The 14,484-nt window shown below is 59.7% G+C and carries 13 protein-coding genes; 3 read left to right on the top strand and 10 right to left on the bottom strand.

The window, feature by feature from the left end; genetic code table 11:
• Positions 1 to 47: 47 nt before the first annotated feature.
• On the bottom strand, positions 48 to 1,547 hold the full coding sequence (locus B30_RS10825; RefSeq protein WP_009572108.1) for an ABC transporter substrate-binding protein: 1,500 nt from the start codon (positions 1,545 to 1,547) through the stop codon (positions 48 to 50).
• 642 nt (positions 1,548 to 2,189) lie between these two features.
• Between B30_RS10825 and B30_RS10820 the strand changes: the two genes are divergently transcribed.
• Positions 2,190 to 2,942, top strand: a complete 753-nt coding sequence (locus B30_RS10820; protein ID WP_198430603.1) for an SDR family NAD(P)-dependent oxidoreductase — start codon at positions 2,190 to 2,192, stop codon at positions 2,940 to 2,942.
• An 8-nt stretch (positions 2,943 to 2,950) separates the two neighbouring features.
• Positions 2,951 to 3,775 carry a sulfite exporter TauE/SafE family protein gene (locus B30_RS10815; RefSeq protein ID WP_009572106.1) on the top strand — a complete coding sequence of 275 codons (825 nt, stop codon included), beginning with the start codon at positions 2,951 to 2,953 and terminating at the stop codon, positions 3,773 to 3,775.
• Positions 3,776 to 3,792: 17 nt separating this feature from the next.
• Here the strand turns inward: B30_RS10815 and B30_RS10810 are convergent, their stop codons facing one another.
• The 3 genes from B30_RS10810 to B30_RS10800 all read right to left on the bottom strand — a co-directional run bounded on the left by B30_RS10810 (position 3,793) and on the right by B30_RS10800 (position 7,669).
• Positions 3,793 to 4,569, bottom strand: coding sequence for an aspartate dehydrogenase domain-containing protein (locus tag B30_RS10810; RefSeq protein ID WP_009572105.1), 777 nt, complete (start codon positions 4,567 to 4,569; stop codon positions 3,793 to 3,795).
• A 152-nt stretch (positions 4,570 to 4,721) separates the two neighbouring features.
• Complete coding sequence (locus B30_RS10805; protein ID WP_009572104.1) at positions 4,722 to 6,380, bottom strand: flavin monoamine oxidase family protein; 1,659 nt, start codon at positions 6,378 to 6,380, stop codon at positions 4,722 to 4,724.
• On the bottom strand, positions 6,377 to 7,669 hold the full coding sequence (locus B30_RS10800) for an NAD(P)/FAD-dependent oxidoreductase (RefSeq protein ID WP_009572103.1): 1,293 nt from the start codon (positions 7,667 to 7,669) through the stop codon (positions 6,377 to 6,379). The genes B30_RS10805 and B30_RS10800 overlap by 4 nt, the downstream gene beginning before the upstream one ends.
• A 177-nt stretch (positions 7,670 to 7,846) precedes the next feature.
• On the opposite strand from B30_RS10800, the gene B30_RS10795 reads away from it, so the two are divergent.
• Positions 7,847 to 8,758: a LysR substrate-binding domain-containing protein gene (locus tag B30_RS10795; RefSeq protein WP_009572102.1), complete on the top strand. Its 912-nt coding sequence runs from the start codon at positions 7,847 to 7,849 to the stop codon at positions 8,756 to 8,758.
• Between the two features lie 43 nt (positions 8,759 to 8,801).
• Here the strand turns inward: B30_RS10795 and B30_RS10790 are convergent, their stop codons facing one another.
• Genes B30_RS10790 through B30_RS10765 form a run of 6 tightly spaced genes read right to left on the bottom strand, consistent with a single transcriptional unit; the run spans position 8,802 to position 14,445 of the window.
• Positions 8,802 to 9,812, bottom strand: coding sequence for a zinc-dependent alcohol dehydrogenase (locus tag B30_RS10790; RefSeq protein WP_009572101.1), 1,011 nt, complete (start codon positions 9,810 to 9,812; stop codon positions 8,802 to 8,804).
• Entirely contained in the window at positions 9,809 to 10,819 is a 1,011-nt protein-coding gene (locus B30_RS10785; protein WP_009572100.1) for a branched-chain amino acid ABC transporter permease, read from the bottom strand. Before B30_RS10785 ends, B30_RS10790 begins: the two co-directional genes overlap by 4 nt.
• A gap of 11 nt (positions 10,820 to 10,830) precedes the next feature.
• On the bottom strand, positions 10,831 to 11,691 hold the full coding sequence (locus B30_RS10780) for a branched-chain amino acid ABC transporter permease (protein WP_040402321.1): 861 nt from the start codon (positions 11,689 to 11,691) through the stop codon (positions 10,831 to 10,833).
• Positions 11,678 to 12,412, bottom strand: a complete 735-nt coding sequence (locus B30_RS10775) for an ABC transporter ATP-binding protein (RefSeq protein ID WP_009572098.1) — start codon at positions 12,410 to 12,412, stop codon at positions 11,678 to 11,680. Before B30_RS10775 ends, B30_RS10780 begins: the two co-directional genes overlap by 14 nt.
• Complete coding sequence (locus B30_RS10770; protein WP_009572097.1) at positions 12,409 to 13,137, bottom strand: ABC transporter ATP-binding protein; 729 nt, start codon at positions 13,135 to 13,137, stop codon at positions 12,409 to 12,411. Before B30_RS10770 ends, B30_RS10775 begins: the two co-directional genes overlap by 4 nt.
• A gap of 9 nt (positions 13,138 to 13,146) precedes the next feature.
• On the bottom strand, positions 13,147 to 14,445 hold the full coding sequence (locus B30_RS10765) for an ABC transporter substrate-binding protein (RefSeq protein ID WP_009572096.1): 1,299 nt from the start codon (positions 14,443 to 14,445) through the stop codon (positions 13,147 to 13,149).
• Between the last annotated feature and the right edge of the window lie 39 nt (positions 14,446 to 14,484).

Here is a 14,484-nt window from a genome sequence, read left to right as displayed (position 1 = left end):
CCGACCTATGGTCCGCTCTGCCTGTGAGGTTGGAAAATATCGACCGATCACTCGATCACGGACATTTCCTTGACCAAAAGTTTGGCGTCGATGCGGGGCGTCCAATTCAACCGCTCGCTGAGACCATAAACGTCTTCTTGATTGAGCAGCGGTGCCAAGTAGTCAAGATCATAGGCCTTTTGCGTGATCTCGTCATACAGCGCGGCGCGGGCCTCGACATCGGTCTCGGAACGGGCAGCCTGAATGGCGGCGGCCATCTCTTCATCGACGTTGGAGGCATAGCTTGCGCCAAATTCCAAAGCTGCGGTCAGCGGACGGTCCGCATCAAGCAACTCGTCGGAATTGGTCACAAAAATTGCGTCAGGACGGCTGTTCTTATCAAAGAGCTGATTGAGGTATTCGCCGAATTCCTCGATGCGTATGTCCACATCCAGACCGATTTCCGACCAATACGACCCCACGGCCTCGATCAACTCGCGGTCTTTCAACCACCGGCCAGATTCCCCGACGAGGGTGATCTTTTTACCCGTGGCCCCCGCCTCTTCGATCAGCGCCTTGGCTTGCTCTGGATCATAGCTGTAGGCGGGCAAGCTGGTGTTAAAGCCAAAACTTTTCGGGTTCACAAGCTGGCCTTTGACCGGCTGTGCATTGCCGACAAACAAGGCCTCGGCCAAAGCCGCACGGTCAATCGCAAGGTTCATCGCCTTGCGCACTTTCGGGTCCTGCATCACCGGATTGGCCGTGGACAGCACCAGCGTCGAGGTCTCAAGCCCCTGCGCGGTGATCGCTTTTGGCACGGCTGCGGCAAATTCGGGGTAGAGGTTGCGGATCACGTCCAACTCCCCGGCCATCAACCCCGACAGGCGCGTGCCCGGCTCGCTAACAAAGCGATAGGTGACATCGTCGATCTCCGGCACATCGCCCCAATAGGCGTCATTGCGCACCAACGTGATGCTTTCACCACGCTCCCAACCGGAGATCTCATAAGGACCCGTGCCGATGGGCTTCATGCCAAATTCGGGATCTGCGGAATAACTCGCCGGAACCATTTTCATCCAATACATCCGCGCCGGCAGCACCGGGTCGGGGGATTTGGTGGTGATATGCACGGTCAGATCGTCCACTTTTGTGGCGCTTTCAATCGTGCCCAGATAGGCCATTTGTTCCGAATTGTAATCCGGGTTGATGATCCGCAGGACAGAGGTGACAACGGCATCGGCATTGAACGGCTCGCCGTTGGTAAAACTGACATCGGGCTTCAGCTTGAATTCCCAGGTCAGCGCATCGACCTGTGTCGGCATCTCTGCGGCAAGGCCAGGGATGAGCACGCCATCAGGGGTGCGCTCCAACAGCGTTTCAAAAATATTGTCGGTGATGGCCCGCTCCGCCCCGTCGTCGCGCTGTTGCGGGTCGAGGGTGGTCGGCTCAGACCCGATGGCAATGGTCAGTCCGGCGGCATAGAGCGGGACGGCGGCGCTTAGAAAGAGCGAGGATAAGAGCGCACGCGAAAGCGTGGCCCGGAAAGCGGTGCGTGTAAGTGCGTTCATCTTTTTTCCCGTTGGCTAAGGAGGTCATGGCCTGATTGGCTCAGGTGTTTTTTTGACGAGTCCCGACATTCCCTGACCCAGCCTAGGAAGCAGTCGAAAAAACTGTCAACGACTTCGTGACAACAAAAAGGCCAGGGGACGGCAGCTTTCAACTTTCGCACAATTATTATGCAAAATCACCACACCTCAGGCGTCAAACACGCGAAACAGAATACGAAACGCGGGGCGTGAGCGCGGAAAATCCCAAAATCTGTATCCAATATTGCAGTGCAGCAGAATCGGAAGAGAGCGTTTCACCAAACGATGCCCCGCACGGATTCAGCCGCCTAGAGACGCTACTTACGTTAAAAATAAAGGCATTCCGCATGACGTAGCGTTAGATAGTGTGCATTTTCCGACCAAACAACTCGGTAGTCTGAAAAGTCTGAAAATCACTTGTCAGTCAATTTAGTATACCATATACAAAAAATTGAGTTTAGGCATTCCCACCCCTCAAGCTCCAAAATACGCCGCACAAAGTGCCGCACTGCGACTGACAGATCCCATATGACTGCCCCGCCCGACGCGTTCGGCGCGGCGCTTTCAAGGCGGCTGACCGAAAGATTGCGGCGGACACGCGCAACGAAAGACATGACTGACCCAATGAAACGCACCCTCCTAATCACCGGCGCTGCGAGCGGCATCGGCGCAGCCATCGCCCGGCGCTCTGCCGCTCCTGACACCGCCCTTCTGCTTCACACGGGCAAAAACGCCGACGCTCTTGACGCGGTCGCCCAAGACTGCCGCGCGGCGGGTTCAGACGTGGTGTTGGAACTCGGCGACCTTGCTGATCCTGCCACATGCAGCCGCTTGATCGCCTCGGCTCAATCCGCGTTCGGCCAGATCGACCAGATCGTCAGCAACGCTGGAAAGGCTTCAAAGGCCCCTTTCGGCAGCTTCACCCATGATGATTTGATGCGCGACTTTGCGATGATGCCCGGCGCATTTGCGCTTTTGGCGTCAGAAGCCCTAAGCGATCTTGAACGCTCGCCCTGCGGTCGCGTGGTCGCCATCAGCTCTTTCGTCGCCCATGTTCACGGCAAAGCGGGCACAAGCTTTCCCACCACTTCCGCCGCCAAGGCCGCCCTAGAGGCCTTGGTTGCCGCCCTTGCGCTGCAACTTGCGCCCTCAGGCACAACAGTGAATGCGGTGGTACCGGGCTTCACCCGCAAACAGGGCGGTGGCCATCTCGCGGTGTCAACAGACACTCTGTCTGCCGCCATGGCCGCCACCCCCACCGGGCGGCTCACCGAACCCACCGACATCGCTGCAACCGTCGCCTTCTTGCTGTCCTCAGAGGCCAGTCAGATCACCGGCGCGACCGTGCATGTCGATGGCGGCTTAACCCTAGGCTGATCCAGACCATGACCGACATCACGCTCTACCTCGAACTGGCCGCCGTGCTCATCGCCACCGGTTTCATCGCGGGCATTATTGCCGGACTTTTGGGCCTCGGTGGTGGCATTGTTCTTGTCCCCGCCTTTTATTTTCTCTTTTCCTCAATGGGATATGAGAGCGCGCATCTGATGCAGGTCTGCGTTGCCACCTCGTTGGCCACCATTGTCGTGACCTCCCTGCGCTCGGTTCAATCGCATCGCAAACGCGGCACGGTCGATATGGACATCCTGAAAACTTGGGCGCCCGGCATCGTGATCGGCGCGGTGATTGGCGCTTTCGTCGCCACCCGGCTGTCCTCGCAAATCCTGTTGGGCATTTTCGGTGTCTTGGGCATGATCGTTTCGGCCCAAATGGCCTTTGGCGGCCTCAAAGAGACCGGAACCGAACGCCTGCCGCGCGAACCGTTTCGCTCGGCGTTGAGTTCGGCCATCGGTTTTCTGTCGGTGCTCATGGGCATCGGCGGCGGCTCTTTTGGGGTGCCGGTCCTGACGCTATCGGGCCTGACGATGCACCGCGCGGTCGGCACGGCGGCGGGCTTTGGCCTTTTGATCGCGCTGCCATCTTCGGTGAGTTTCGCGCTGCATGGCTGGGCACTTGAAGGCAAGCCACCCTTTTCGCTGGGCCTTATCAACCTCCCGGCCTTTGCCGCCACCATCGCGATGACGCTGATCTCCGCTCCAATGGGCGTGGCCTTGGCGCATCGACTTCCGGCGCAAAAGCTCAAACGGATTTTCGCCGTCTTCCTGTTGATCACCGCGGCGCGGATGTTGATGAAAGCCTTTTCAATGTGACCAGTGGCGCACGGGCGTTACGCGATGGTCACGCCCGCCCCACCCAGAATACGCCGCACCGTGCCCACGGCAGACCGCGGCGTATAGGCCCCGCTCACCCCGCCCAAGGACTGCGACGCCACGTGGATGTCCCATTCAAGCCCCTGCCCTTCAACGTGAATATGATGCTCCATCGTCTTTTTACCCGGCTCGGCCACCACTCGGCTGACCGTGCGGTCAAATCCAAGCCCGGCCAGTGCAACGGCGGCATGCACGTTCACATTGCGCGGGAATGTAAGACAGGCCTCACGCGCCGAGCCTTCAAAAACCGCCCCCTCGGCCGTCTCAGACAGGCCAAGGCTCGGCCCGCTTTTGATCGTCGTGATGCTCACGCGTTCAATCACATCGCGCCCATCGGCCAAACCATCCAGCGCCAGAACGGCACCATGCGGGACAAAAAACCGCGTGCCATGTGTGGCACAGGCCGTGCGCAACGCCTGCTCGGTCTGCTGCACGGACAGCGCGGTACAGCTAAACCCGCACAGATCGCTTTTGGCCAAGATCGCCGCGCCGTGTTCGTGGATCACCTCCGGCACGGCGGCTTCGATCACCAAGTCCACATCTCGGGCCAGCGCCTGCGCCATGTCCGTCAGGATCAGCGCCTCGGGCACCCCTTCGGGACGGCGCCGACCGGCCAGCATATAGGAGATCTCAACCCCCGCCATCTCGGCCAGGGCCTCGTAGATGGCGCAGCCGATTTTACCCGCACCAATGATGCCAATTTTACGCTGCGAAGCACTGTGATGTTCGGTCATGGAGGCGGGCCTTTTGTCAGGAGGAAAGCTCACCAAAACAACCATCAAAATGAATTTTTGTAAATAAAAAACAACATCTTAAATCACATTTAACACCCCTAAATCCGTCGCGGACTTAGGGGTAAAACGGCTGGCAAAAACGTCCTGTTTCGCTACTGAGACAGGGCCACCGGACCCTGATCCTGATAGACATCGCCCGGCCCCGGATTGACCGCATTTGAGGCCCCACCAAAGTGGGTCATGATGCCCCAAACCGCGTTCAAAGCGGTCTGAACCGCGCCTTCGACCCATGCTGGCGTCCAGCTCACACTGTCGCCCGCAAGGAACATACCGCGATGTGCGGCGGGCTGATCCGCCTGCATGAAATGGCCATAGACACGGCGATTATAACGATAATGCCCCGGCAAAGCGCCCTTGAACGCCCCAAGGAAATTCTCGTCCGCCTCCCAACTGATGCATTTCGGCACGCCACGAATATGAGAGGCAATATCCACGCCGGGATAGATTTTCTCCAAAGCGTTCAAGGCCAAATCAACCCGCTTTTCATCCGACAACGGCAGAAGCTTCAATGCATCCGTCATCCAGGAATAAGACAGACAGATCACCCCCGGCGCGTCCGGCCCGTTGTCAAAGAAATAGGTGCCCCGCGTGATCCGGTCGGTCAACGTCATCGACAACAGAGGTCGCCCGGTCGCCGGGTCAATGTCATTCCAGAATGGTCGATCCACCATCACAAATGTCTTCGCCGCCTGCATGTAGCGCGTGCGATCAAGTGCCATCCAAAGCGGTTGGGCAAACAGGTCCTCTTCGACATCAATCGCGGTGGTCAAAAGGTGACTCTGGCAGGTTGCGAGCACCGCCTCATAGGCGACTTCGTTGTCCCATTGGTCGCGCACCGTGAAGGATGTGTCAGACGCCGCACGGGAAATATGCGTCACCCGAGACCGGGTTGCGCCACCATGCAGAGAGGCCAAAGAGGTGCCCTCCGGCCAATGCGCGCAGGGCGGCGTGGCGGTCCAAAGACGGCGCAAGACACTCTCGACCCCGCCGACCACATAGCGTTGATCGTCATCGAAGCCCAAAAGATTGACCCGCAGAATTTCGAGCATGGAATTGGGGAAATCTGAATCCCAACCGCCGGTGCCAAATCCCACCTGGCCAAAGACCTCGCGATGGCGAAAGCTCAGGTTTTGAAAGGCCTGCGAGCTTGTGACAAAGTCATAAAAAGTGCGCTCATCCCAGGCCTCTACGATGGGATCCCAGAGCGCCTTGACCTGCGCTGCGTCCTTGTTCCGAATGGCCGCTTGCAACGCGCCAAAACCGGCCCCCTGCTCCAAAGCATCGCTATAAGCTGCCGCAATTTCGCGATACATATCGGGCAAATCATTGAGATCGCGCGCGAAAAGCGTCTCGCCCTCAAGGTCGATCACGGTGGACCCTGCGGCCTTTGTGAGCGGATTTGGAAAAGGTTTTGTCTGCAATCCCATCAAGTTTAGGTAGTGATAAAAGCTCGCGGACGAGATCGGAAACCGCATCCCTCCCATCTCTGCAATCACATCTTGGGTGCCATCAAACACCTCAGAGCGCAGCCGCCCGCCAAAACGCGAGGCCTCGTAAATCACCGGGCGCAGTCCCAGCTTCATCAGCTCATAGGCCGCAATCACGCCTGCGGCACCAGCCCCAATGATCGCCACCTGCGCACCATGGCTGTCACCCGGCACGGTGCCCAACCCGGCCGGATGGGCGAGCCAATCATCATAGGCAAAGGTGAAATCAGGACCGAAAGCGGTCAGAGGTTTGGAGGATGTCATCGGGTCTCTCTTTGTCTCAGGGAAAAGCGGGTCGGTGAGAAAGACGTTAGGTCGCGGGCGGGGTGGCGTCCAGCGACCAAATCCGCGACCAACGCCGCGGTCATCGGAGCCGATGCGAGGCCGATGTGGCCGTGCCCAAAGGCGTAGACCACATCTTTGGACCGGGTGGATCGACCGATCACGGGCTTGCCGTCCGGCGTCGAGGGCCGATTGCCTTGCCAGCGCGCCGCCTGTGAAACTGTCGCCCCTGACAGAGCCGGGTAGCTCTGTTTCAGATGCTCAAAAAGGATTTCGGCCCGCGCCCAATTTGGCGGCGCATCTGGCGCGGCGAGTTCCACCTGTCCTGCGGCGCGCAGGCCGCCACGGGTGGTGACATTGGCCATTTTGCCATCCTGCGGCATGATCGGAATGTCGAGCGTGAACGGCGCCTCTCTGAGCTCCACATGATAGCCGCGCTCGGCGGCCAAAGGCACCGGGTCTCCCAAGGACGCGGCAAGCGGAGCGGAGGCCAGACCCGCCGCAATCACCGCCAGATCGCAGGCCAGATTGCCATCGGCACAGCGCAGCCCGCGCAATCGCCCCACGCAGAGGTCAAACCCGATCACCCGGTCCCGCCGGACCACCACGCCCTGCCCGGTTAGCCAGTCGGCAAGCCCGGCCACATAGCCGCCGGGGTCGGTGCAATGCGCCCCGTCGTTGATCAGGACGCCAAACCGATACGCAGGATCAAGCGCGGGGGCGGCGCGGCGCAAAGCCTGCCCCTCAATCTCAGCCATCGCCACGCCAGTGTCGCGGCGCAGCCCCCAGCCAAACGCCTCCGCCTCATACTCCGCCCGCTCCCGAAAGGCGTAGAGCAAGCCGTTTTGGACGATCATATCCGACAGGCCCGCACGGGCGGCCAGATCGGCATGGCGCTGCGGCGCATCCGCCAAAAGACTGGAGAGTGCACGCGCCGTCCGTGCCACTTTCTCCCCGGTCGCCCCGGCCCAGAGAAACCGCACAAGCCACGGCATCAACGCAGGCAGATCACGCCAGCGGATGGTCAAAGCCCCGCGTGGATCGGCCAGCATTTTCGGCACTTTGCGCCACAGACCGGGTTGCGACACCGGCAGGATCGACGCCGGGCTGATGAACGCGCCGTTGCCATAGCTGGCGGCATGGGGGCCTCCGGGCGAGGCCGGGTCAATCACCGTTACACGGTGCCCATCTTTCAGAAGTGCAGCGGCGGTGCTGATGCCGACAATTCCGGCGCCGATGACGGCGATATGTTTGCCCTGCGGCTGTGTCATGACGGGTCCATTTGAAATCAGAAAGACTGTGATGTGGTCCCTTTGCCTGTGGCACGACCGGACATCTTTCATGACAATGACACATGGTAGAGAAAATAAAATGGTTGAAATGTACATTCTGTCATGACTTTTACTCATGATAATCTTCACCATGCCTGTTCCAAAAGGAGCGCGTCCTTGCGCCGTTTCATCCCCTCCCTCTCCGCACTTGAGTGCTTTGATCTGGCCGCGCGCCATCGCAGCTTTACCCGCGCCGCCGAAGACCTTGGCCTCACCCAAAGCGGGGTGAGCCGACAGATCGGCACGCTGGAGCAGTTTCTCGGGGTGCGCCTGTTTCAACGGATTGGATCGCGGCTGGTGCTGACCGAGGTGGGGGCGCAGTATTGGCGCGAGATTGACCCGCTTTTGGCCAGATTGGAAAAAGCGGCGCTGGATGCTGTGCGCGGGCAACGGCGCGAAGAGGCTTTGATTCTTCAGACCAGTCCCGGGTTTGCCGCATGTTGGCTTTTGCCGCGGCTCGGCGGATTTCTCGCCGCCCACCCAGAGGTTATTTTAGAGGTGATAGAGGCGGAGGGGGCCTGTGACTTTTCCACATCTCCCGCCGATCTGGCCATTGTGCGAGGCACCGGTGCGGTTTCTGATGTACGCAGTGATCGGCTCTGCGCCGAAACACTCACCGTCGTCGCCGCTCCCACGCTGATCTCGCCCGGCGCCCCTTTGGATCATCTCGATTTCGCACAGATCCCCACGCTGCAAAATGCCGCCCGTCCGAGTCTTTGGATGACATGGCTGCGCCTCTCGGGCACCGCGCACAGCGGCGCGATCCGGGGCGTGCGGCTGGGCCACAGTGGCCTGCTTACCCCAGCAGCCCGTGCTGGGCTCGGATTGGCCGTGGTGCCGCGGCTTTATGTCGAAGACGACCTTCGCCAAGGGCGACTTTGGGAGCCATTTGGGCCAGCGGTGACGTCCCCCGAGAGCTATTGGGTTTTGCGCCCAGAAGAGCGCGCGAATCACCCGCACCTGATCGCGTGCCTCACCTGGCTCAAACGCGACATGAAACGCCCAAATGCGGGCGCTTCTCCTCTTTAAACACACGTAGCACGATATGTCTGCCGGGTTCACCGAACCCATGTCAGCCGGCACTTGGATCGACCATCACTTTGCATTGTGTCGTGCGCTGACGCAGCGCCTCAAACGCCAGTGGCATCTCGGCGAGCGTCACCGTGTCCGAAATCAAATGCTGCGGCGCATAGGTTCCGGCATCCAGCGCGCGGATCGCCATTTCAAACTCTGCCATGTTGAAAAACACCGACATCACGATCTCGACCTCTTTGGAGATGGCGCGAAAGCTGTTCATGTGATCGGGAGCAGTACAAAGCCCCAGAACAACGACCTTTCCACGTGGGGCAACAAGATCGACACAATGGTCAATCAGCCCCGGTTTTCCAACGCATTCGAACACCATCTCTGGCGGGCCGTCGCAGGCCTGGGTCAGTTTGTGAGCAAGCTCCAGGTCTGACACGATGAAATCCGTCGCGCCGAGTTGCATGGCCCGCTCGCGTTGGTGATCATGCATGTCGACCACGACGACGCAGGCCGCGCCCATGCGCCGCGCCCAAAACGCCACGGCAAGGCCGATGGCCCCGGCCCCAATGATCGCCACGCGCGCCCCCGGCCTCATCTTTGCCCGCATGATCCCATGCAGCGCCACGCCCAGAGGTTCGGCCAAAGCGCCGTCAGTGGCGGAAATACCCCACGGCAATTTGCGGCACTGCATTTCATCCAGCGCGGCATATTCGGCAAAGCCACCGCCAATGAGGGTAAACTTTGGACACCACGCCGGTTCGCCACGCAGGCACGCGGGACAGGTGCCACAGCCTTTGAGCGGGGCGGCCGAGACGTGATCGCCGGGTTTGAGGTGGGTCACACCCGCGCCCACGTCGATCACTTCGCCCGAAAATTCATGACCAATCACCTCGCCGCCCTGAAGGCCAAAGGTGGCGTCTTCGGTCATGTGCAAATCCGAGCCACAGATGCCACATCGACAGACTTTGAGCAGCACTTGCCCACGCCCCGCCTCGGGTTGCGCCACCTCATTGAGGCAAAGCGGTTGGCCCAAAGCCTTGAAAACGGCGGCCTTCATGGGTTTTCCTCCACGATCAATTTACGCCGAACCGGGAACCACGCGTGATCTCCCCATTTTTGGAGAAGACCCCAGACCCCGCCCCGCGCGTAGAGCGCAATCACCAAGGTGAGCAGGCCCAGCACGATCAAATAGGCCGAGCCGAATTCGCCAAACAGGCGGTCGGCGAGGAAATAGATCAACGCGCCGATCAACACGCCCTCAATCGCACCAATGCCACCCACCATGACGATGAAAATCGACATCGAGCCCCAGAACGGATCAAAGCCCGCCGACGGTGTGATCCTAAGCTGCGCCATATAATAGATCGCTCCGGCAAAGCCTGTGCCAACCGCCGCCGCGATAAAGATGTAGAACCGCAACCGACCGACATTGACGCCTTGGCTGGCAGCGGCCACTGGATTGTCACGCATCGCCGTCAGTGCAAGCCCAATGCGCGAACGCAACAACCAATAGCTGCCGCCAATGGTGGTGAGCAGCAGGAGCGCACAGAGCAGGACAAAGCCGACCTCGCGCTCATGCTGGCTATATTGGGTCATCACCCGCAAGGTCAGACCCGCCCCCGCGTTGACATAATCAATGTTCGAGGTCGCCAACCGCACCGCTTCGGCCACGACCCATGTGCCGATGGCAAAATACGGTCCGTCCAGACGCCGCAGCAACAGGTAGGTCGGCACCGCTAGGATCGCAGGCGCAATCAGCGACAAGAGGACGGCGACAAAAGGGTTCACGCCAAAATTTTGCGCCAGAACGAAAAGCAGATAGCCCGAGACGCCGATAAAGGCTTGTTGGCCGACGGAAACCAGCCCGGCATAGCCCGCCAGCAGGTTCCACATCTGCGCAATGGCGATGTAGCACGACAGTTCAATGGCCCAGCGGATATTGCCCGAACTGGCCCACCACGGCATGGCGATGAGGGCCAAGAGAAGAGCGAGGCACAGCGTCATGGCGATCCGGCTGGATCGGGTCGCGCGGACGACTTCGGTGTGATGTGTTTTTGATGTCATGTGTCCCTGCCTCATTTTTTGCGCGCCATGATGCCTTCGGGCCGTGTGGCCAGCACCGCGAGAAAGACGAGATGTCCGAAAAGAATACCCAGACCCGGATCAATCCGAAGACCGATGGCCTGTGCCACGCCAAGCACCATCGCGCCCAGAAACGCCCCCCAGACCGAGCCCATGCCACCGATGATCACCGCTTCAAACGCGTAGATCAACTGGGCCGAACCATCAGAGGGCGACACCGTGGCCCGCAATGCGGCAAACACGGCGGCCAGCCCCAGAATGCCAACGGCAATGGCTGTGGCGATCGCATAAATGCGTTTGGGGTCGACCCCGGTCATCGCGGCGGCTTCCGTGTCGGCGGCGGCGGCGCGCAAGCCCCGGCCAAAGCGGGAAAACCGCAGCACCGCATCCAACCCGCCGGTCAGCACCAGAGCCGTGATCAAAACGATCACCGGCAAGAGCCCGACATAGATCGAACCGATCTGAAAACTCGCGCTGGCGATGTCGGAATTGGGCAGGCTGCGCGTGTCCGCCGACCAGAGTTCCAACATGAAATTCTGTAAGGCGATGGACAGGCCGAAGGTGGCTATGAGCGAGGGCAAAGGATCGGCGCCGACCACTTTGTTCAGGATGAACTTTTGTAAAATCCACCCAATCACCACCGCGATCGGCACGATCACAACGATGAGCCCGAGATTGCCAAAGGGCAGCACTCCAGCCAATGAGACGGCGATGAGAGACAAGAGGATCATCACATCGCCATGGGCGATATTGACGATCCGCATCACACCGAACATCAACGCCATGCCCAGCGCATATTGCGCATACATTCCGCCCAAAAGGACGCCCTGGATCACTGCATCAAGCCACTGCATGAGACGCTCCAAAATAAGCCGCCGCGATGGCATCGCGGGAGATGTCCTGTGAGACGCCGGTCAATGTGATGCGTCCTTCGAGCATACAATACAGCCGATTTGAGGCCTCCCGCGCGAGGCCAACGTCTTGTTCGACCAACACAATAGCGGTGCCAAAGGCGCTGATTTCCGGGAGGATTTCGTAAATCTCACGGATCACTTTGGGCGCAAGACCCAGACTGATCTCATCGCACAACAGCACCTTGGGCTGGCACAAAAGCGCGCGCGAAATCGCAACCATTTGCTGTTGTCCGCCGGACAGATCTTCAATCGGTTGCCGCCGTTTTTCACGCAGGATCGGAAACAGATCGAACAGGTGCTCGCGGGTCCATGGCCCCTCGCCTTCCGGCAGACGCGCATTGTCAATCGCGATGCGCAGGTTTTCCTCGACCGTCATGCCGACAAAAAGCCTGCGTCCTTCGGGCACCATGGCGATGCCGCGCCGAACCATCATATGGGCGGGCGTCCCACCAACAGGGTTGCCTTCGAATTTCACCATATCCCGATCCACCGGCAAAAGCCCGAAAATGGATTTCAGAAACGTCGATTTCCCGGCTCCGTTCGCACCGATCAGGGCAACGACCTCGCCCGCATCAATGTGCATGTCGATGCCAAACAGCGCCTGAAAATCGCCATAGCCTCCTGTGAGGCCATGCGTCGATAAAATGGGTGTGTCACTCATGCTTCGATCCCCATGTAAACGCGCTGCACCTCGGCGTCTTGCATGACGGCGTCGGGGGTGCCTTCGGCGATCTTGACGCCAAAATTGAGCACCATGACCCGGTTCGCCACCGCCATGAGTGCGTGCAGCACATGTTCAATCCAAATGATGGTCACGCCTTGGTCGCGCACCCGGCGCACCAAGCCGACCAGTTCGGCGCCTTCCGCTTCGGTCAAACCGCCCGCGATCTCGTCGAGCAGCAAAAGTTTGGGCCGCCCCGCAAGTGCACGCGCCAGTTCAAGCCGTTTGCGGTTCAACAGCGTCAGACTGCCCGCCGCCGTGTTGGCATAGGGCAACAGCCCACAGTCACGCAGCACCTCGGCACAATGGTCATTGGCCTCCGCTTCGCTCATCCGCGCACTCATCATCGCCGGGACCAACAGGTTTTCAAAGGCTGTCATCGCACCAAAGGGTTGGGGCACCTGATAGGTGCGCCCGATCCCGCGTTTACAGCGTTTGAACGGTGGCTCGGCCCGCAGTGGAGAGCCGTCCAAAGACAGCTCCCCGCTATTCGCGGCCAAATCGCCACTGATCAGGTTGAACAACGTGGTTTTTCCCGCGCCATTCGGCCCGAGAATGCCCAGCACCTCACCGCGGCCAACGTCAAAACTGACGTCTTCCACCACGGTGAGTGCGCCGAAGCGCTTGGTCAGCCCTTTCGCTGACAAAATCGCCTGATCTGTCATGGCTGCGCCTTATGACCAGTCCAGCGGGAGCATTTCCGCTTCGGGTTGAAGCACGTCGGGGTGAAGCGACGTGTCCACAATCTTGAGATCGAACGGCCATGTTTCACCTTTGACCCATTGGCCGCCAAAGATTGGCGTTTTGCAGATGTTCGGATGCGGACCGTCGCCAAAGCGGATGGGACCCACGAGCGTCGCCAGATCAGTCGCTTTGAGCGCATCGCGGTTGGCCGCGCGGTCCAGAGGGTCCACGGAGCGCTTGAGGGTGTCGAGCACGACCTCCCAGAGCGCATGCGCATAGCCCAGAGGTTGGGTCCATTGATTGCCGGTTTCCGCCTCCCAAGCATCTGCAATGTCGCGGCTGGTTTGGCCGGTGAGCGAAGAGGTGTAAGGGAAGGCAGGCGTCCACCAGACTTCAGAGGACATCCCCACGCCCAAATCGCCCATCGCCTCGATCCCGGACGGGAACAAAAGTGCCGCCGCCACAGTCACCACTTTGGGGTGATAGTTTTGTTGGTTGCACTGGGTGATAAAGGTTTTGAGATCAGCGACATAGGTGATGCCACCGACGATCTCACAATTGTTGTTTTTGAACTCTGCGATCTGGGCGGAGAAATCATTGGTGCGCGGCTCAAACATCGACGGCGCGAAGGCCTCAAAGCCCGCGGCCCGCACGGCAGGCGGCAGACCGTATTCGTCGCTGCCCCAGGTTTCACCGTCGGCGTTGCGTGGGAACAGCATCCCGACCTTGCCGTTGGTGTCGATGGATTTCCACATGCCGGTGAACGTGCCCAACACGTCCTCAAGACCCCAAAAGAAGTGATAGGTCCAATCGAACGGCTGTTCGGCCCCGCCACGCGGCATGACAAAGGCCTGCCAGGGCGAGTTTGACGAGATACAGGGCACGCCGTAGAGTTCGCACTGATCTGCGGTCGGGTTGTTGATGTCCGTGGCCGAGGCGGGCAACATAAAATGCACCTCGTCGTTGAGGATCAAATCTCCGGCAAGTTCGGCGGCTTTGTTGGGGTTTGATTGCGCGTCCCTCAACAGGATTTCGACATTATAGGTCTCCCCGCCGATCTCGATCCCGTCTTTGACCAAATCCATGATCTTGGTGACGGTATAATCATCGGTGTCGCCAAACAGCGACAGCGGTCCGGTCATCGGGCTGATCACCCCGATCTTGATGGTCTTTGCCCCCTTGGCCCGTGCCGCATGGGGCAGTGCGATGGTGGCGGCGGTGACCGCCCCCAACCCCTTAAGCAGGCTGCGCCGGTCAAGATGGCTGTGCGGATGGATGTTCAGTGTCATGTTAGGTCCTCCCTTAATTTTATGCGTCACGGAGCTCCT

The organism is Celeribacter baekdonensis B30 (assembly GCF_000299875.1).
Classification (GTDB): domain Bacteria; phylum Pseudomonadota; class Alphaproteobacteria; order Rhodobacterales; family Rhodobacteraceae; genus Celeribacter; species Celeribacter baekdonensis_A.
Note: the sequence above shows the minus strand (reverse complement) of the source record. Positions and strands in the feature narration are given on the sequence as shown.

What these genes read in the sequence shown, in the direction of transcription:
- B30_RS10825 (WP_009572108.1), bottom strand. Translation starts at nt 1,547, where the DNA reads ATGAACGCACTTACACGCACCGCTTTCCGGGCCACGCTTTCGCGTGCG.
- B30_RS10820 (WP_198430603.1), top strand. Translation starts at nt 2,190, where the DNA reads ATGAAACGCACCCTCCTAATCACCGGCGCTGCGAGCGGCATCGGCGCA.
- B30_RS10815 (WP_009572106.1), top strand. Translation starts at nt 2,951, where the DNA reads ATGACCGACATCACGCTCTACCTCGAACTGGCCGCCGTGCTCATCGCC.
- B30_RS10810 (WP_009572105.1), bottom strand. Translation starts at nt 4,569, where the DNA reads ATGACCGAACATCACAGTGCTTCGCAGCGTAAAATTGGCATCATTGGT.
- B30_RS10805 (WP_009572104.1), bottom strand. Translation starts at nt 6,380, where the DNA reads ATGACATCCTCCAAACCTCTGACCGCTTTCGGTCCTGATTTCACCTTT.
- B30_RS10800 (WP_009572103.1), bottom strand. Translation starts at nt 7,669, where the DNA reads ATGACACAGCCGCAGGGCAAACATATCGCCGTCATCGGCGCCGGAATT.
- B30_RS10790 (WP_009572101.1), bottom strand. Translation starts at nt 9,812, where the DNA reads ATGAAGGCCGCCGTTTTCAAGGCTTTGGGCCAACCGCTTTGCCTCAAT.
- B30_RS10785 (WP_009572100.1), bottom strand. Translation starts at nt 10,819, where the DNA reads ATGACATCAAAAACACATCACACCGAAGTCGTCCGCGCGACCCGATCC.
- B30_RS10780 (WP_040402321.1), bottom strand. Translation starts at nt 11,691, where the DNA reads ATGCAGTGGCTTGATGCAGTGATCCAGGGCGTCCTTTTGGGCGGAATG.
- B30_RS10775 (WP_009572098.1), bottom strand. Translation starts at nt 12,412, where the DNA reads ATGAGTGACACACCCATTTTATCGACGCATGGCCTCACAGGAGGCTAT.
- B30_RS10770 (WP_009572097.1), bottom strand. Translation starts at nt 13,137, where the DNA reads ATGACAGATCAGGCGATTTTGTCAGCGAAAGGGCTGACCAAGCGCTTC.
- B30_RS10765 (WP_009572096.1), bottom strand. Translation starts at nt 14,445, where the DNA reads ATGACACTGAACATCCATCCGCACAGCCATCTTGACCGGCGCAGCCTG.